The sequence below is a fragment of the Paenibacillus sp. FSL H3-0286 genome (assembly GCF_045040705.1).
Taxonomy (GTDB): domain Bacteria; phylum Bacillota; class Bacilli; order Paenibacillales; family Paenibacillaceae; genus Paenibacillus_AQ; species Paenibacillus_AQ odorifer.
The window spans coordinates 1,215,432-1,233,701 of the sequence record NZ_CP150285.1; the positions used below are offsets into that span (position 1 = coordinate 1,215,432).

Below are 18,270 nucleotides of genomic sequence, written 5' to 3' on the forward strand. Positions count from 1 at the left end.
TGAAGTCCCCTCAATATTATTTCTGTAGATGATCACTGTTGCTAAAAATAAGTCGCACGCGGGTTCCTTCCCCGAGCCGGGACTGAATATCCACCTTGTGTTCGAGCCTGTTGCAAATCTCCCGGACGAGATACAGTCCCATCCCCGTCGATTCATGATAATGTCGTCCGCGGTCACCCGTAAAGTAGGGATTAAAGACCCGCTTCAGATCCTCAGGAGAAATGCCGATCCCTTGATCGGTAATATCCAGAATCGTGTCGGTGCCTACACGCTGAGCTGAGAGGGTAACGGTCTTGCCAGTACCGGAGGTATAGTTTACGGCATTGGTTAAGATTTGGGCCAGCATAAACATTAACCATTTAGCATCGCTATATACCGCGAGATTGGCATCCACCTGTACATCTACTTTTATACCCCGGCGTATGAATAGTCTGCGATTTTCGGCTACCGCCTCACTAACGGTTTTGCGCAGAAGTAACGGTTCAACTTGAAAATCATTTTCAAATCGGTCAAGTCTTGAAGTGTAGATAACCATCTCCAGCCCTCTGCGCAGACGTTCCAGTTCCTCCTGAATACTTGCGGCAGCCTCCTCTTCAAGATCCTTTAGCGTAAGCTGAATTACAGAGAGCGGGGTCTTCATTTGATGAACCCAGCGATTCATGAATACGATATGCTGATCCATCTGGCGCGCATGCGCATTCACTTGCTCCTGATACTGGCGGTCAATCAGCTGCAATAACTCATGGATAGCTTCTGAAAGAGGAGTGTCTCCTAAGGAAACAAGATGTTTTTGGAGCATGTCCATAGGTTCGCTTAATGCTGCATACAATCTCCGGTGCTGAACGTATCGGTAGCCTAGATATAGCAGTAGAACTACGGTACTCAAGGCGATTCCATAAAGCATGATAGAGATCGGTCTGTTCTCACCAGACAGCCAATACAGCAAAGGGATAAGCAGCATCTGAAGCAGATAGAATAGGATCAGTGAGATCTGGTCTCTCCAAAAAAGCCTCATGGCGTATCCTTAGAAACATTAAGCCGATAGCCAGCGCCTCTTACGGTTTCCACAATGTCGCCAAGACCGAGATCCTTGAGCTTTTTGCGGACACGGGTTATGTAGACATTTAATGTATTGTCATCTATGAAATGCTGATCCTTCCACATGAGATCGAGCAGACGCTCCCGGTTAACCACTCGTCCTTCCTTAAGCAGTAAAGCTTCCAGTAGAACCGCTTCCTTCTGGGTTAGCTCACTCGTGTGCCCGTCGTATTGGATCATATATCGTTCAGGATAGAGGATTAAACCTCCAGATTGGAGTTTATGCTCTTCTTGAGTCTGTGAGTATGAACCATATGCTCTACGTATGTGGCTGCGGATTTTGGCAAGTACAACCTCATAGTGAAAAGGCTTAGTGATATAATCGTCCCCGCCATTCTCAAGCGCCATCACCTGATCCATTCCACTATCCCGTGCAGAAATGAACAGAATCGGGCAGAGTGAGAGGGAACGAATCTGGCGGCACCAGTAGAACCCATCGTATTTAGGCAGATTGACGTCCAGTAAGATAAGGTCAGCCGAGCTTTCATTAAAAGTCTCCAGCACCCTGTTGAAATCCTCTACAATAATTGTATGGAACCCATATTTCGATAGGTACGTGCTCAGCAAGCTTGCCAGCTTGGCATCGTCCTCTATGATTAGAATCGTCTCCATATTTTCACTCCTTTGTTCAGTTATACAGTAACATGTACAAGGAAAATTATGCAAAAAGAGTACTCTTATTCGTGGTCAACGTAAGAATCTAGCTAGACTTACCGAAGGGGAATTTGGCTGATCTAAGCCTAGCTGATCTAGCTCTAGCTGGCCTAGTCTAGCTGGTCTAGCCTAGCTGGCCTAGCTCTAGCTGATCTAGCTCTAGCTGAACTAGCTTTAGCTGATCTAGCTTTAGCTGATCTAGCTCTAAGCAATCCAGATTTCGCTCAAGCGGATTATCCAGACTTAATTGCACTTTGTACACTTATTTCTGAGTAGATCGTCCCTAGAAGCCATTTAATTGCACTTCGTGCAACTAAAAAGGGTGAATCTAGTGGAATTAAAGGAAAACCAGAAATTTAACTGCACGAAATACAACTAACTATCTTTTGAAGGAGCATTCTGAGGAAATAGTTGCACTAAATGCAGTTAACGGATGCGTGGAGCTCATAATTATCGCTTGGAAATAGTTGATCAGTGACTATTTCCTCCCGAAGAAGAACGCCCACTCCAAAACTTACTCTAATTGCACTTTGTACACTTATTTCTGCATAGATAGTCCCTAGAAGCCATTTAATTGCACTCTGTGCAACTAAAAAGGGTAAACTGGGTGCAATTAAAGGAAAACCAGAAATTTAACTGCACGAAATACAACTAACTATTTTTTTAAGTAACATTCTGAGGAAATAGTTGCACTAAATGCAGTTAACGGATGCGTGGAGCTCATAATTATCGCTTGAAAAAGCTTGATCAGTGACTATTTCCTCCGGAAGAAGATCGCCCACTCCAAAGCTTTCTCTAATTGCACTTTGTACACTTATTTCTCCGTAAATAGTCCCTAGAATCCATTTAATTGCACTCTGTGCAACTAAAAAGGGTGAATTCGGTGCAATTAAAGGAAAACCAGAAATTTAACTGCACGAAATACAACTAACTATCTTTTTAAGTAACTTTCTGAGGAATAGTTGCACTAAATGCAGTTAACGGATGCGTGGAGCTCATAATTTCCACTCGAGAAATGTTTGTTTTGTGAACGTACGGATCATATTAGGTAGTATAAAATAATAATAACTAATTATGATATATGCTTCATTTTGCATCCCCCTTAATATGAAATTAAAGAGAGGGGCGTGGAAAATGAACATTAATTTTAGAAGCTACCGTTCTGAAGATCTGCTAAAGGTACGTCATTTTCTTATACAAAGTTACAGTAAGCTAAAGACTCCAAATACCTGGCTTATAGACCGCTGGGAATTTGTTATTTTTTTTCAGGAGACGAGAAGTGGAACGCTGGAGCAGTGGGAACAAAAAGTGGGCTTATGGGAGTATGAGAATGGAGAGCTTGCAGCTGTAGTGTGCAGGGACGATGGGTTCTATTTTCAGTGTGCTGAGATGAATCCTCCGGAAAAATTACTTGAAGAAATGTTCGCTTTTGCTGAACAAAAAGCTGAGGAAGAGAACGGTGGTTACGTAGAGCTGTATGTGCCAATACCGGAGAATATGACTTCTGCGGCGGAGGTTGCTCGTAAGAGGGGGTATCATCAAACGGGTGGTAAGGAAAGCGTAAACTCCTTGCGATTGGATGAGGAATTCCCTGTGGAGCTCCCCTCTGGCTTTAGAATATGCAGCGGAGATGAGATCGAGGTTACTGCAAAAGCGCTCGGACATATCATGGCCTTCGACTATGCAGAAACGGCGGAGGCAGAGCTCACGCTGCTGCATTATGGGAATATGAGTAACGCTCCAAGCTATAATCCGCAGCTCGATCTTAGCGTTGTGAATGACACGGGCGAAGTGGTTTCCTTTTGTAATATTTTTTGGGACAGCAGCAATAGAATTGGTGCTCTGGAGCCTGTAGGCACATCCATTAACTATCGAAAGCTGGGACTGGGACGGGCGGTTCTACACGAAGGATTTAACCGTTTAAAACAACTCGGAGCTAGTAAAGTTTACGTAGGTTCTATGCAGCCTTTCTATGAGGAATTGGGCTTTACTACAGAAGTTTGGTTACAGGTGTGGGAATATTCAGGTCACACAGATTAAGTTGCACCGGCTGCCCCCGATATTGGATCTGTCAGCAGTACCTAAACTGGCAACGTACTATGAAAAATCCCCTTGATGGGTAAGTCATCAAGGGGATTTTTGGGTTTGAGCTCGGCAATCATACGCTGCACAGTAATCTCATACGTCGCACAGCAATCATACCGCCAGAGCAATTATGCGCTGCAAACTGCCTCTGATTGCACTTTGTACAATAGAATCATATATTCTTAGTAGCCATAGTCGAGCAGTAGCTGAGTCAAATCACAAAGCTCAGCACTCGCAACTAGCCGTCTGGCCCAGAGATTTTATTGATATTTGACTACAATTGCATTGCTGATCTGACGCCCAGGGGACGTAAGATATTTGCCGTTGTAGTAGAGCCCGCTGGATGCACCACCATCCAGATTCATGGCTTGATACGCTCCAGCTTGCTTCATCATTTCTGCCAGCTGTGGGATGGTGGCTCCACCAGTGGTCAGTAGAATGAGCTTATGGTCGCGTGTTAATCCGAGCGCGCTGCGTGCTCCGCCGCCGGTTAAGATTTTTGGATCTTTGAAGCCTTCTGCCGCGACATTTAGGGATACCTTGCCGTTCACAAGAAGACGCGGGCCGGCTTGAAGAGCTCCTTCCATAGAACCGGAAGCGAAGCGGCTTGTGAATTCCAGCCCAGGAATCAGTGACGCCAGATGGTTGCTGTCATAGGTGAAAATCGTCCGGCGATCCCCGGAGCTATTTTTAAGCATTTTTCCGCCGCTGACAATGTACCCGTATGGAGCTTTGTATGCTCCTTTTGTATAGGCATCAAAAAATGTTCCGTTAATCGCAACTACGGCATTATTACGTTTAGCCAGACTGCTTAGGTCCTCTACTTTTCCGACCGTATTTCCAGCCAGTACGACATCAAGTTTCACCTTAGGATGCAGCAGGGACACTGTAACCGTCTGGGCTTTGAAGGATCTGCCGCCAACTTTGAAGGTTTTACTAGCGCTGACAACTGGTGAAGAATCCGCTTTGATTAGTGCGCCGGACTGTACAGGAACAGTGGTTGCAATATCATTACTCTTAAGGGTTAATGAAGAGGCTTCCTTATCCCAAGTTAATTGAATGCCAAGCGTTGTGCTGATAAAAGACAACGGGATATATACCGTGCCATTATCACTGAAAGCAAGATCAGTTAGTGTAACCGACTTTTCATTGACGAGCGCAGCGGTTTGACCTAATGTAAGCGTTATGGTGGTGTCTGCATTCGTAATGCTTATACGTTTTTCGTTAGGATTCCATACAGACTGTATACCAGTGAAGCTATTTAAGAGACGCAGTGGTATGTATGAATGGTTATTCTTGTCCACATAGACGGTGTTTTTAGGAACTGGTGTTGCACCAACAGTGGATGGGCAAGTGGCGACAAGTGGAACGAGCAGTAAGAAGGTAAGAAACAGAGTGGACCCTAGCTTTTTCATCATAAACAATTACTCCTTATCTTGTAGCTGTTGTAAAAAACGACAAGGTTTATTATACCTCATGTTCAAAAACTTGGATAACCTTTATTTTTAAATGTTCATAGGGTGAATCTGATAGAATATAGATTATATTATTTATATTAGCACTGAAATTGCACTGAAATTGCACTGAAATTGCACTGAGATTAGCACTATAACTAGCACCATAACTAGCACCATAACCAGCATCACAACTGCCACTAGACTCAATAGCTAAAAGGAGATTTTTATGACTACAATAGGTTTAATTCGCCATGGAAGTACCGCGTGGAATAAAGAAGGCAGAGTGCAAGGGCATACGGATAATTCATTGGATGCTGAAGGCCTGCAACAGGCACAACTACTGGCTGAACGTCTTAGCACAGAACAATGGGATTACATATATTCAAGTGATTTACTCAGAGCGCGGCAAACGGCAGAGGTTATTGCAGAAAGATTAGGCCTTGAGATCACGGGTTTAGCGCCGGGCATTCGAGAGATGTATGCGGGACTTATTGAAGGAACTACGCAGCAAGAGCGGATTGAACGATGGGGAACCGATTGGAAGACGTTAGATTTGGGTTTGGAAACTCCAGAAGCCAGCGAGCTCAGAGGCAGCGAAGTGATTGAAGAAATTGCGGCGAGACATCCAGGCAGTCATATTCTGATCGTTAGCCATGGTGCAATTTTACGCAGTAGCCTTAGAAGACTACTTCCAGAACTGGACGGCACAGTATTATTGAACAATACGTCAATTACGCGAATAACAAAATCCGAATCGGATGGCTCCTGGAACTGCGAGTTATATAATTGTGCGCGGCATTTGGAGAAAGAGTAAGTGTTCAGATAATGTTCAGAGCTTTTTTATATATTGGTATCGCAGTACAGTAAGCTAATTATTATTTGTAGTTCAGAAGGATGTGCGAATTAAAGGTGGTAGAGGTTCAGATTTATTTACAAACGTTAATGTCCATTATCATCGCAGGGGTTGTAGGTTATTTAGTATTGAGATTTTACCGGGATGTTGCTAGTAAGGAACCAAAACAAAGAGCAGTTTACACGGGCCTTTCCATTATAACTATCGTCGTTGGATTGTGGGCAATGCATCAGCTAGGCAAAAAATCCTTAGAAGAAACTATAGAGGTCAATGGGGGGATTTTCACTCCGTTATTGATATACGCGCTTACGATAGCTGTTTTAATGTTTTTGCTTACACGGCTGAACCTTGTTTTGGCGGAAAGAGAGCAGCTTAAGGAACTTGCCTATAAGGATGGCTTAACGGGGCTCTTAAACAAGAATGGAATGGATCACTTTTGGGATCGCTGCAAAGTAAATGAGCAACTAGCCGTATTGTTTATGGATTTGAACCGGTTCAAATCAATCAATGACAGCTTAGGACATCATGTGGGCGATTTACTGCTGCAAGAGGTGGGAGGAAGGTTAAGTCAATTCTCCAGCAAAAGAAAACGCCATATTTTCCGCATAGGCGGCGATGAATTTGTGATTGTAGCTAAAGGCTGCAATCAGAAGGAAGCGGAGCAGTTAGCGGTGCAGATTCTGGAGAAGACGACCAGACATTATCAGCTGGGAGAGCACAACCTCTTTGTATCTGCGAGCATAGGCATCAGCATTAGTCATGGCAAGGTGGATCATTTCAGGCTGCTGCACGAAGCAGATACAGCGATGTACACCGCCAAACAGCTGGGTACAGGTCGTTATTCAGTTTATAAAAATTAGTTTGTTAAGTGTAAAATATAAGCGTCAGCCCTGGACATAAATAGATGTCTAAGGCTGACGCTTTTTTTTAGGCTCCCGGTGTGTGAAACTTGTGGGGGACTTGCTTGCGTCCCTTCATCAAGAAGAGGCAGAGCAGGGCAACCGCCATACTAATCGCTGCTACATAGAACAGGATGGAGTAATCAAAAATATCAATCATTAGCCCCAGCAAAGGTGGCGAGCTGATCGCTGCCAGTGAAGAGACCAAATAATACATCCCTGTTCGAGTACCGATACTCTCCTCAGTTCCCGTTGCAACAACATAAGGATAAGAGTTGATGTTGATACAAGCCCAGAAGATTCCTCCTGTCAGGAGTAACGCTCGAAGCACCAGCAGGTCCTGTGCAAACCCAACAAGCGCAAAGACCGTCATCAGGCCACATACGCCGACGATAATGATCTTCTTTTTCCCGAATCGCCCACCCAGCCAACCGCTCGGAATAGCGAACAGCACAAAGGCAAGGGAGAAGAAGGTAAGGGAGAAGGAGGCTGCTTGTTCACTGAGGCCCAGATGGTTTTTTCCATACAATGTAAACAAGGTTTCGACCCCTTGATAAGCTACAAACCAGAAGAAAATCGCTGCCAGTAGAAAGACTGTAGTACGATCCAGCTGGCCGCGAAAGGAGACTCTGGAAGGCTTAACTATCGTCGTAGAAGGGCTCCCCGCTGTATCGGATAGAAGCGTAGGGCTTATATTCACACCATCCCGTTTTTCTTTGATGAAGCGCGATACGATAAACAGACATAACAGGGTAATCAGTCCAGCAACGAGAAATGGCAGCGCAGGATTTGATTTATAGAGGATCGAACCCACGCCGAAAGCCAGAATTGATCCGAATCCACCCATGAAATTAATTAATCCGTTAGCCTTTGTACGCTGCTCTTCAGGTGTTATGTCGGGCATGAGAGCGACGGTAGGGGAACGGTATAAACTCATGGCTAAATTCATCAGCATCATAAATAAAAGCAGTGTAAATAGTCCGGTATGAAACGGAATCAGCATAGTCAGCACGGCAGCGAAGGGCATACCGATCATAAGATAAGGCATTCTGCGTCCAAAACGCGAGGTCGTGCGGTCACTCCGATTGCCGATCCAAGGCTGCAAGAATAAGGCGAAGTAATTATCAATCGTCATCATGAAGCTGATTAGGGCTACACTATGTACATATTTTTCGAGGAAAAAAGGTACAAATGCGTTATACAGACTCCATGTAATGCTGATGCTGAAAAAGCCGAATCCGAGCAGCCAGACTTTTTTCACACCATCACACTCCCTTGTCAGCCAGAAGTCCAGCGAGTAGGTCTGGATGATCGGTAATAATGCCTGATACACCAGCTTCAATTAAATATTTCATCCGCTCGGGATCGTTAACGGTCCAAGGATGGTAGACAACGCCATGCTTCGCCGCTTCTTCGACGAATTCAGGCAGTACTGCAAAATGATATGCATGCAACGCAGTCGCTCCAAGTGTAGCAGCATAGTCCCAAGGACGATACAAGCCTTCCCCGTATAGAATTCCTGTTCTGATCTCCGGTGCCAGCGACTGACAGTAAGCTAGTGAATAATGGTTGAAGCTCGAAAAAATGACGCGATCGCTCATCTTGAAATCACGTACGGCCGCAATCACTTTTTCCTCCATACCCGGATATAAAAAAGTGCCATTTTTAAGCTCGATATTTAGGATGGTATCTCTACCTTGCAGCAGATCTAATAAATCTTCCAGCAATGGAAGGCGCTCATCTTTGAATTCAGGTCCGAACCATGAGCCTGCGTCCACTTCCAGTAGTTCTGCGAGTGTATGATCCTTCACATAGCCGGTTCCGCTTGTTGTGCGGTTTAGAGTTTCATCATGAATGAGGACTAGGCCGCCATCCTTGGTCATTTGTACATCAGTTTCTATTCCGGTTGCACCCAGCTCAAGACCTTTGCGAAATGCTGCCATAGTATTTTCTGGACACACTGCCGACGCTCCACGATGCGCAAAATTAATGATGTTGTTCATAAGTTATTGTCCCTCCAACTTTAGTGTTTGCTATGCCCCTATAGATGGGGGCTACTTGTCATATTCCACAGAGAGTAAAGAAACCCTGTCTGGAATTTTAAATCAGTTATTCATAGCGCCATACGGGATTCGTTCTAAAAGTCCAGCTTCATAGATGCTCCGCAGCTTCAGCTCGGGCATATGAATATAACCGATATAACAATCGCATACCTTCATTCGGCAGCTTCTAACCGCAGAGAGACCCTCTAGCCCATCACGGTAAAGATTGCCTATGACCCTTCTGTCCTTATAGCAGCGTTTCACAAGCCCAGCGCCCTGTACGTAAAAAACATCTTTTCCTGCATTGCAGGCTTGGCCAAGGCTTTCATAATCCATAGCATTCACAGAAAAATGTGGATCAATCTCGCTAAGGAAGACAAAATCCTCAGCTGTATAATAATCAGGTTTATCTTTGTAAGCATTGACCCATAAGTACACGTTCTCTGGTAACGCAGAACGAAGTGAAGCTATAGCTGAAAAAGCACTGCGTATTCCAACGCTTCCCACACTAAATGGAACGTCGTTCTCATATAAAGTCAAACATTGCGCCAGAAATTTATCCTCCCGCACTTGTCCGGGGTGGTAGGTGGCCCAAAAGGCCGCTTTTTTACGATTCAGCTGGGAGATGAAATCCAGGTTGGCAGATAGGTTGGTCTGAATCGCTACCTTCTCTACATGGTCCATATTGGAGAGGGCAATCATTGCTTCTTTGTACCAGCGATGAATCAGCCCTTCGCCATAGGGATTAAAAAATATAGAAAGCCGATGACCTGCCGCACCTTGCTCAGAGGCCCACGCTACAAAGGCTTCCAGCCCCTGGCGGTCCTTGGCGAGCGTAGCTGCGCTGTCTCTTGTTTTGCCAAAAGGACAATAGGGGCAATCATAGTTGCAGGACGTGAGGGAACCGCGGTAGTAGAGGACCGCATTCATGGCAATACGAACCTTTCCATCTGCTCTCGGATCTCCCCAGAAATAAACCAATCCCCAATCGAATCAGAGTAACCCATCCCTTCGGTGGTAAGGCGCAGGATGCCATCTTCCTCCTGCCCAAGACCGGAATGAAGCAGGTTGGACAGCTCAGGATAATCGCTCCAGAGCGATTGATCGAAACGCTGGCTGTAATCTTCAAGCTTCAGCCCTTCGCTATGTAGAATCGCCTTCAGAATAAAGCGGCGTTTCTGTTCTTCAAGACTCAGCACAATCCCGTAATCCGCAGTATCGTAACGATCCGTCGCCACGTAATCAGCAATAATGCTCTCGGTTGCTTTACGGCTTACCCCATAACGGGAAGCGTAATGCACATGGCGGGTGTAGGATCTTGCTCCGCAGCCCAATCCGACCATTCCTTCTTCTTGGCAGCTATAATCGAGAATGGGTTTAGCTGTTCCTGCGTCTTCCTTGGCGAAACGACGCATGGAGTATTGGCGATATCCTCTCGCTCTAAGCAGCTGCCCAGCGGCTTTGTAGCAATCTAGGCGAATATCGTCCTGACGCTGGATATCACCAGGCTTCACAATCGTATGCTCACGGGTGTAGAGCGGATAGATGAAAATTTCCTCTGGCTCAAAGCTGATCGCTTGATTGAGCGAATATAGCCAAGAGTCGACCGTCTGCCCCGGAAGCCCGTAGATCAGATCTAAATTCAGTATGGGAAAATCATATTTCCCCAGCAGCTCTAGTGCCCGATATACCTCATCCGGATTTTGTGGGCGATAGATGGCCGCCGATTCAGCAGCGACAAAACTTTGGATGCCCATGCTGACCCGATCCACCGTATACTCTTTTAGAATATTCAGCTTCTCTTCGGTAATCGTCTCCGGTGAAGTTTCCACTGAGATGGAGGCTGTATTTGTGTCCAGTCCCATCGTATCAACGGCAATGTGGAACAAGCGGCGGAGCTGATCTGCTGCCAGCAGGGTGGGAGTTCCACCGCCGATCGCAAAACGCGCATAAGGTTTATGTCTGGTGAATTCCGCCCATTGCTTTGCTTGGCGTTCCAGGGCATCCACGTATGTGGCATGAACATTTGCGCGTTTATCAGGCAGGGTAAATAGGTTGCAGAATCCGCAGCGTGCGCCACAAAACGGAATATGCATATATAGAAAGAAAGATTCCGCAGGCTCATCACGCCAGAGTGTTTCTAGCGGCATCGGAGGCTGCAAATCCCTGTAAGCCGTTTTGTGTGGATAGGAATACAGATAAGAACGGTAAGGGTGAGCAGTAATGCTGTCTTTCCACTTGTGAAGCTCTTCTAAAGAGAAGGACGATAACGTCATATCAGTTCTCCATCCTTTCCTTGTTATAAATATTATAAAATAAACTCCCGATAAGGGACGTTCCATACCGTCTCGTGGGCAAGGCGATGCCCCTGATAGCCATCTTCCCCATAAGCGGTTCCATGATCTGAAAAAGCCAGGCAGAAGACAGGATTGCCGCGTTCCCGGAACGCATCGAACAACCGGCCCAGTTCACCGTCCACATAACGAAGAGCGGCGCGCTGGCTGTCTACGGAGTCTTTTTTAGCACCAGGTACAAAATAATGATTTGGTCCGTGAATGGCAGAGACGTTGAGGAACATAAACAATCTTTGCTCGCTAGGAGTATCCTTTAGCAGCTTCAAGGCATGGTTCACCTGATGCTCTGTGGAACGCGGATTGGTCACACCGAAGGTCATCCGCCAGTAGCTTTGCTGGAAATAGCTTGGCAACACACGAGCGAGTGGATTTTTTTTGGTGAAAAAAATAACACCTCCAATACAAACCGTGCGATAGCCCTCGGCAGCAAGTCCTGACACGATATCCGGCGTATCGAACAGCCATGTATGAGGATGCGTCTTCATTCCGGTATTTCGGGAATGGAACATACGGATATGCTCAGTCTTATCCGTTGTAGCTGGAGTAGGCAAGAAGCCGCCGAAAAAAGCGTGATGGGCCGCATAAGTAAAGCTGCCGGGAGTATGTCTTTTCTCCCAGGATCCCGTTCCGCACAGGTTCGGGCAGTTCGCTTCCTCCATAGTAGCTGCATCGTATCGAAGGGTATCAAGTGTGATCATTAGAATGTCATGGGTGCCAACGATAGTGTTCATATCCATTAAGAGGATCCTTCCTTTATAAGCGGTGTTGAGGGATGAGTAATATAGTCTCTGGCGGTCAATACCTTCATTTCCCATTCGTAGGTGCTGCAGCCACGGTATTTCACATCGTACAGCAAATCGCCAAAAGGATTAACATCGGCGACAAAACACTGCTGCGATCCTCCAGATATCAGCACGTCTATCCCGGCAACTCCAGAACGGGGAAATGCCGCCAGCGCTTGCAACGCGGTATTTCGTACCTGCTCCTGTATGAATTCTGATAAACCGGCTTCTGAAGGAGACATCCGCTGGCTGCGTAAATGCAGATTCGTAATTGGGGTGGAACTTACACGAGCAATTGTATGACAGGCCTCACGGAGAACCACGAGCTGGCGGATATCGAAGGCTTTGCCGTTATGGCCGATCTTAGGGATCCATTGCTCGGCATAACCACCATGCCGATAAATCCAGTTAATAATGCCGGAGATCGTGGCGGTATCTGTGTATCGCCGCAGTTTACCGGAATTATAGTAAATGGGCGGTCGGGTGATGTAATTCTCGACCCCCACTGTAGTTAAGGCAATTTCGGCACCTGTAACGGGATGGAGCTGATAGGCGATCACCCCGGAAGCGGCAGAGCCGAAGGCTAGCTTAATGAATACCCGGTGCATTCGCCGGGAGATCATCATCTCACGGAGAGAGGCATAGTCGGTAGGCTGCTGTTCCTCGCCTAATGGACGAGGAATAGGGATGCCTGCCTCACTCAGAATCTGTTGTGCCCGCCGTTTATCGGTCATGGCCGCAATGTCAGCGGGGTCATTTAACCATAGCGAGCCTGGACAAACCTCTTTGGCTTCGCGCTGTAGTCTAGCCAGCATGCGGCAATAACCGCGGAACCATTGCGAAGGATGATGCAGGACACCCTGCATCTCCTTCAATTGATGGGCTACCTTCACACGGAGTGGGCGCGGATCAGGTCTTTCAGCGTAGGGATGCAGCGAATCGTCAACATCAACGGCATCAGGTGCGCCAAGAGCGATTAAGGCACGTTCTACTTCAAAGCTGCTGCCAGGCGATTCCAATCTCAGCAGCGGGGGAGCCGTACTGAGATCTATTCCGTTATAAACAGCCGGCTGGCTGGATAACTGCTGCTTCTGCACTTCCAGCAGATCACCTAACGATTGGCCTTGCAGAAATTCAGCGTACGATAAAATGATGGCAGGTGGCATTCCGAGATCGGAACGTGCTTGCTGAATGCCGCTAGTCCGTTTATCCCCAGGAATACCGATAACGATCATCGGCCGCATAGGGGGCTCACTCTGTGATGGAAGGATAACGCCAGTCTTCCTCATCATCGCTTTCCTGTTTGTCGCTGACATCGACAGGTAATCCACTCTGCTGCCACCGGCTGATCATCTCGTCGGACATAAAATGATGGCTTAGATTCAATGCTTTTAGTCCCTTGATTCTCTCGCTGGCAAGAAGCAATGCAGCACCTTCGTCGCTGAGGGTACCCAGAGATAGATCTAGCGTATCCAGCTGATCTAAGATAGGCGCATTTGCTACTGCACCGGCGATTTCATCTTGTATTTCGCTATTTTTTAATCCCAGATAGGTAAGTTTAGGGAACTTTCCTACTTCTATAAGAGGTAGAATATCTGCGAGGCTTCCGTCAAAGCCGTAGTTATCTACGCCAAGATATAGTTCCAGCTTGCGTAAATTCGGCAATTGGCTGGCTGCAATATTTTCAAGTACGGCTTTACTTAAGCCGCCACTAATAATTATCAGTTCCTCCAGCTTGTCATGCTTTAGCTCTGAGAGGCTCAGCTCATTCCCGCCTTGAATCGTGAGTGATTGTAATTCTGGAAAAGCAGGGAGCAACGGTGATAGATCGCTTTGGGTAATCCATGAAATCTCGCATTCCTCATAGCCCATCTCACCAATAAAAAGCTTGCGTAAAGCCGGGAAGCTGGCGCTATGCGTAACCAGTGCCTCTACAACCTCTTCCGAGCTATTCTCGTAGGCTTGCCCCCAATCACCGATAATTAGGCTGGTCAGCGACGCACCTTCAGGGCTGCTGCTTAACTTCTCAATTGCTTCGCCAATTCTTTGACCTTCTTCGAATTCGTCGTATCCAATACTAAGCTTTACTTCCGTCATGGGTGTTCCCTCCCGGAAAAATTTAACTTCGAAAATACCCTATCATCTGTTGCCGAGGGAGTCAAATAGCTGAATATAACTATAGTTAAACTCTCCATATTATTGAGGTGAAATTTTGTGGTAGGTTTATACTAGAGGCAATTTTATTTTTTTGGAAGGAGTTATTCGTATGAAGAATAAACTTCAGGAATGGATTATTGAGACGGATATAATTAAAATGCAAGAGGCTCTGGAAGCAGGTTTAATTACCTCAGAGGATATAGTTCAAGTATATCTGGAGCGGATCCAAAAATACGATATAGACATAAACTCTATTTTAGAAATAAATCCAGAGGTTATACAAATCGCGCGAGCACTCGATAAAGAACGAGCAGAAAAAGGGAGCCGCGGGAGCCTGCACGGTATTCCTATTTTATTGAAGGATAATATAGACACCGCGGATAAGATGCATACGAGTGCCGGTTCTGTAACTTTAGCTGGATCAATTGCGGCAAAAGATTCATTTGTAGCGGCCAAGCTTCGATTGGCGGGGGCTATTTTACTTGGGAAGGCGAATATGTCGGAGTGGTCTAATTTTATGTCTAGTACAATGCCTGCAGGATATAGCTCGCGGGGAGGGCTTGTACTGAATCCGTATGGACCTGGGACGGTATTTGTCAGTGGTTCCAGCTCTGGGTCTGCGGCAGCCGTAGCAGCGAATCTGGCAGCAGCAGCGATCGGAACGGAAACCGCAGGATCTATTGTCGGTCCAGCCAGCCAACATGCTCTTGTCGGAATCAAACCTACGGTGGGATTAGTGAGCCGTTCTGGAGTCATTCCCATTTCAGTAAGCCAGGATACCCCTGGGCCTATAGCTAGAACGGTTACAGATGCGGCAATTATTTTAGGGGCGTTAACCGGAGTGGACGACAACGATTCAGCAACATTTTCAAGCGAAAAATACGCTTATACAGACTATACTTCAAGTTTAGATAAAAGCTTTATACGACAAGCAAGAATAGGTATTCCACGGCATTATTATAAGCATTTAGACGCTGAGAGGCTTGCAATTATGGAAGCAGCTATCTTGACCTTGAAGAATGAAGGGGCTACCATTATAGATCCTGTCACAGTACATGTTGAACAACAGAATTGGAATAATGATGTGATTTGTTATGAATTTAAAAAAGGGCTCAACCAGTATTTAGCACAAGTAGATGATTCCGTTCCGATTCACTCTTTGCAAGAATTGATAGCCTATAATGAAAGACATGCTGAGATTGCCTTGCAATATGGGCAAGACACCCTGACAAGATCAGAAGAAGTAACATTAACTGAAGAGGCCTATGAAGAGAAGAGACAAGAATACAAGGAATTAGCGCTTGAGCAAGGAATAGATTATGTGTTGGAGCAATATAGTTTAGACGCGTTATTGCTGCCTGGTGATGTAGATGGCATGTATATTGCGGCACGCTTAGGTTATCCATTAGTTACTGTTCCGGCGGGATATGTATCTCAAGGCATTATTGATGCGGATGGGGATTCGACCAGGGGACCTTTTGGTGTTGTTTTTTCCGGAAAAGCTTATAGCGAGCCTACGCTCATAGCCTTAGCATACGGGTTTGAACAAGCTACGTATCACCGGATTCCACCTCAATTGGAGTAGAATTAGGCTAACTTAGAATAGAAGGAAGCGATCAGTTTGAAGTATTGCCTGGAATGTGGGACAGAGTTAGTAATGAAAGAAAGTGAAGGGGAAGGGCAGGTACCTTATTGTAATGCGTGTGAAATGTTTCGATTCCCTATTTTCAGCACGGCGATTAGTACAGCAGTATTAAACAGGGAGAAAAACAAGATTTTATTAATTCAGCAATATAATCGGCCAGACTATATATTACTCGCAGGATACGTGAACAAAGGTGAAGATGCGGAAACGACTCTCGTACGTGAGGTAAAAGAAGAGGTAGGACTTGATATTGTCGCTTATGAATATATGCGCAGCTTGTACTTCGCACCATCCAATACGCTAATGCTGAATTTTATAGGTGTTGCAGATTCGGAGGACTTGAGCCAGGTGAGTACTGAGGTTGATCATGCTGAATGGTTTACTTTGGAAGAAGCCGCCAGAGCGATTAAAAAGAACAGCCTAGCCGAAACCTTCTTACTGGCGATTATTGAGAAATTGAACGCGGGACAGGTACAGGTCAATCCGGTAGCTGTTGGAGGAAAGTAAAAAGGAGCCGTGAGGCTCCTTTTTATTGTTTCATGTAGGGGGTCTAGTTTATTTAAGCTTATACACACGAGCTTCATAAGGACGAAGCTGAATTGTGTTTAGTTCTTCTTCTGGATTTACTTCGTAATTGGCAATAAGCAATGCCTTCGCTTGGAACTTCACAGTAGAAGGAAGTTCGAAGGTCGCAGGCTCTCCGAAGAAATTCAATACAACCAGTAGCTGTTCTTCTCCAAGAGTACGCAGATAAGCATATACCTGTTCATTCTCCTCAGCCAGAATTGTATAATTTCCGTATACGATAATTTCATGCTGCTTGCGCAGCTCAATAAGTCTCTTATAATAGTAAAAAATAGAATCAGGATCAGCCAGCGCCTGCTCCACATTAATTTCCTTGTAATTAGGATTTACGGCTAGCCAAGGAGAGCCCGTCGTGAAGCCTGCCTGCGGCTCGGCGTTCCATTGCATCGGCGTACGGCCATTGTCCCGGCCTTTAATGTAAATGGAGTTCATGATTGCTTCTTCCGAATGTCCGGCAGCCAAGTATTCTTTATACATATTCAAGATTTCAATGTCTTTGTAATCGTTGATGGAATCAAACTGTACATTCGTCATGCCGATTTCTTCGCCTTGATAGATGTAAGGTGTGCCTTGGAGCGTGTGCAGCAGTGTTGCCAGCATCTTGGCAGACTCTTTCGGATATAACTTATCATCTCCGAAGCGGGATAACATACGCGGCTGATCGTGGTTGTTCATATACAGACTGTTCCAACCTTTACCGTCCAGCGCGATTTGCCATTTGGAAATGATGGACTTGATGTCCGCCAGCTTCCAAGGCTGTACATTCCATTTGCCTCCAGGTCCGGAATCGACGTCCATAAGCTCGAAATGGAATACCATGTTCAGCTCGTTGCGATCCTCGGAAACGTACAACGAAGCCTCCTCGGGAGTGACATTAACGGCTTCGCCCACTGTCATGATATCGTACTTGGACAGGACCTCACGGTTCATTTCCTGCATATACTCATGTACGCGTGGTCCGTTAACGAAATAGTCTCCTCCGAAGTGGTACGTAGGCTGTTCTCCGTTATTTTCTGGGGCAACGCTAGGTAATTCCGGTACTTTGGAGATCAAGTTGATTACATCCATACGGAATCCGTCAATGCCCTTGTCCAGCCACCAGGTCATCATATCGTAGACTTCCTGGCGCAGCTTAGGATTATCCCAATTCAGGTCGGGTTGCTTTCTCGAGAAGAGATGGAGGTAATATTCCTCCGACTTCTCATCGAATTCCCAAGCCGAACCGCTGAAGAAGGAACCCCAGTCGTTAGGCTTCTGTCCGTCCTGGCCCGGCCGCCAGATATAATAATCACGATAAGGATTATCCTGCGATTTGCGGGACTCCACGAACCAAGCGTGCTCATCAGAGGAGTGGTTGACCACAAGATCCATAATCAGCTTCATGCCGCGGCTGTGAAGTCCAGCTAGCAGTTCCTCCCAATCAGAGAGTGTTCCGAAATCATCCATAATACTTTGATAGTTACTGATATCATAGCCGTTATCGTCGTTTGGCGACTCGTATACCGGGCATAACCAGACTACGTCGACGCCAAGCTGATTTAAATAATCGAGTTTCGAGATAATGCCCTGCAGATCACCGATGCCGTCCCCGTTACTGTCTTTGAAGCTGCGGGGGTAGATTTGATAAACTACGCTTTCTTTCCACCATTTCTTATCCAT

16 protein-coding genes are annotated in these 18,270 nt (G+C 46.0%); 5 read left to right on the forward strand and 11 right to left on the reverse strand.

Translation table 11 applies throughout. The features are described from left to right. Positions 1-16: 16 nt before the first annotated feature. Complete coding sequence (locus MHB37_RS05240) at positions 17-1,015, reverse strand: HAMP domain-containing sensor histidine kinase (protein WP_076187328.1); 999 nt, start codon at positions 1,013-1,015, stop codon at positions 17-19. Beyond that, positions 1,012-1,710: a response regulator transcription factor gene (locus MHB37_RS05245; RefSeq protein ID WP_076303434.1), complete on the reverse strand. Its 699-nt coding sequence runs from the start codon at positions 1,708-1,710 to the stop codon at positions 1,012-1,014. The genes MHB37_RS05240 and MHB37_RS05245 overlap by 4 nt, the downstream gene beginning before the upstream one ends. A 1,176-nt stretch (positions 1,711-2,886) precedes the next feature. Here MHB37_RS05245 and MHB37_RS05250 point away from each other — a divergent pair. After that, entirely contained in the window at positions 2,887-3,792 is a 906-nt protein-coding gene (locus tag MHB37_RS05250) for a GNAT family N-acetyltransferase (protein ID WP_340012005.1), read from the forward strand. A gap of 305 nt (positions 3,793-4,097) precedes the next feature. Here the strand turns inward: MHB37_RS05250 and MHB37_RS05255 are convergent, their stop codons facing one another. Further along, the gene (locus tag MHB37_RS05255; RefSeq protein WP_076219736.1) at positions 4,098-5,252 is read right to left on the reverse strand and encodes a phosphodiester glycosidase family protein; all 1,155 of its coding nucleotides are present in this window, start codon (positions 5,250-5,252) and stop codon (positions 4,098-4,100) included. 268 nt (positions 5,253-5,520) lie between these two features. On the opposite strand from MHB37_RS05255, the gene MHB37_RS05260 reads away from it, so the two are divergent. After that, positions 5,521-6,108 carry a histidine phosphatase family protein gene (locus MHB37_RS05260; protein WP_038568983.1) on the forward strand — a complete coding sequence of 196 codons (588 nt, stop codon included), beginning with the start codon at positions 5,521-5,523 and terminating at the stop codon, positions 6,106-6,108. Between the two features lie 80 nt (positions 6,109-6,188). Then, positions 6,189-7,007, forward strand: a complete 819-nt coding sequence (locus tag MHB37_RS05265; RefSeq protein ID WP_081387703.1) for a GGDEF domain-containing protein — start codon at positions 6,189-6,191, stop codon at positions 7,005-7,007. Positions 7,008-7,074: 67 nt separating this feature from the next. On the opposite strand, the gene MHB37_RS05270 is transcribed toward MHB37_RS05265, so the two are convergent. The 7 genes from MHB37_RS05270 to MHB37_RS05300 all read right to left on the reverse strand — a co-directional run bounded on the left by MHB37_RS05270 (position 7,075) and on the right by MHB37_RS05300 (position 14,321). After that, the gene (locus MHB37_RS05270; protein WP_339246679.1) at positions 7,075-8,307 is read right to left on the reverse strand and encodes an SLC45 family MFS transporter; all 1,233 of its coding nucleotides are present in this window, start codon (positions 8,305-8,307) and stop codon (positions 7,075-7,077) included. 4 nt (positions 8,308-8,311) lie between these two features. Then, on the reverse strand, positions 8,312-9,049 hold the full coding sequence (locus MHB37_RS05275) for a glycerophosphodiester phosphodiesterase (RefSeq protein WP_076129570.1): 738 nt from the start codon (positions 9,047-9,049) through the stop codon (positions 8,312-8,314). Between the two features lie 102 nt (positions 9,050-9,151). Further along, a complete protein-coding gene (locus MHB37_RS05280; RefSeq protein ID WP_339246682.1) occupies positions 9,152-10,018 on the reverse strand; it encodes an STM4011 family radical SAM protein in 867 nt (288 codons plus the stop codon). Then, positions 10,015-11,364 (reverse strand): STM4012 family radical SAM protein, encoded by a 1,350-nt coding sequence (locus MHB37_RS05285; protein ID WP_076305647.1) that lies wholly within the window; start codon positions 11,362-11,364, stop codon positions 10,015-10,017. Before MHB37_RS05285 ends, MHB37_RS05280 begins: the two co-directional genes overlap by 4 nt. 32 nt (positions 11,365-11,396) lie before the next feature. Then, entirely contained in the window at positions 11,397-12,179 is a 783-nt protein-coding gene (locus tag MHB37_RS05290) for an STM4013/SEN3800 family hydrolase (protein WP_076129567.1), read from the reverse strand. Continuing rightward, complete coding sequence (locus MHB37_RS05295) at positions 12,179-13,468, reverse strand: STM4014 family protein (RefSeq protein ID WP_076129566.1); 1,290 nt, start codon at positions 13,466-13,468, stop codon at positions 12,179-12,181. Before MHB37_RS05295 ends, MHB37_RS05290 begins: the two co-directional genes overlap by 1 nt. Before the next feature lie 7 nt (positions 13,469-13,475). After that, positions 13,476-14,321: an STM4015 family protein gene (locus MHB37_RS05300; protein WP_405169016.1), complete on the reverse strand. Its 846-nt coding sequence runs from the start codon at positions 14,319-14,321 to the stop codon at positions 13,476-13,478. A 169-nt stretch (positions 14,322-14,490) separates the two neighbouring features. Between MHB37_RS05300 and MHB37_RS05305 the strand changes: the two genes are divergently transcribed. Further along, complete coding sequence (locus MHB37_RS05305; protein WP_405169017.1) at positions 14,491-15,966, forward strand: amidase family protein; 1,476 nt, start codon at positions 14,491-14,493, stop codon at positions 15,964-15,966. Positions 15,967-16,002: 36 nt separating this feature from the next. Then, positions 16,003-16,533, forward strand: a complete 531-nt coding sequence (locus MHB37_RS05310; protein ID WP_076195176.1) for an NAD(+) diphosphatase — start codon at positions 16,003-16,005, stop codon at positions 16,531-16,533. Between the two features lie 48 nt (positions 16,534-16,581). Here MHB37_RS05310 and MHB37_RS05315 read toward each other — a convergent pair whose 3' ends face one another. Beyond that, positions 16,582-18,270 (reverse strand): alpha-glucosidase, encoded by a 1,689-nt coding sequence (locus tag MHB37_RS05315; protein WP_076219686.1) that lies wholly within the window; start codon positions 18,268-18,270, stop codon positions 16,582-16,584.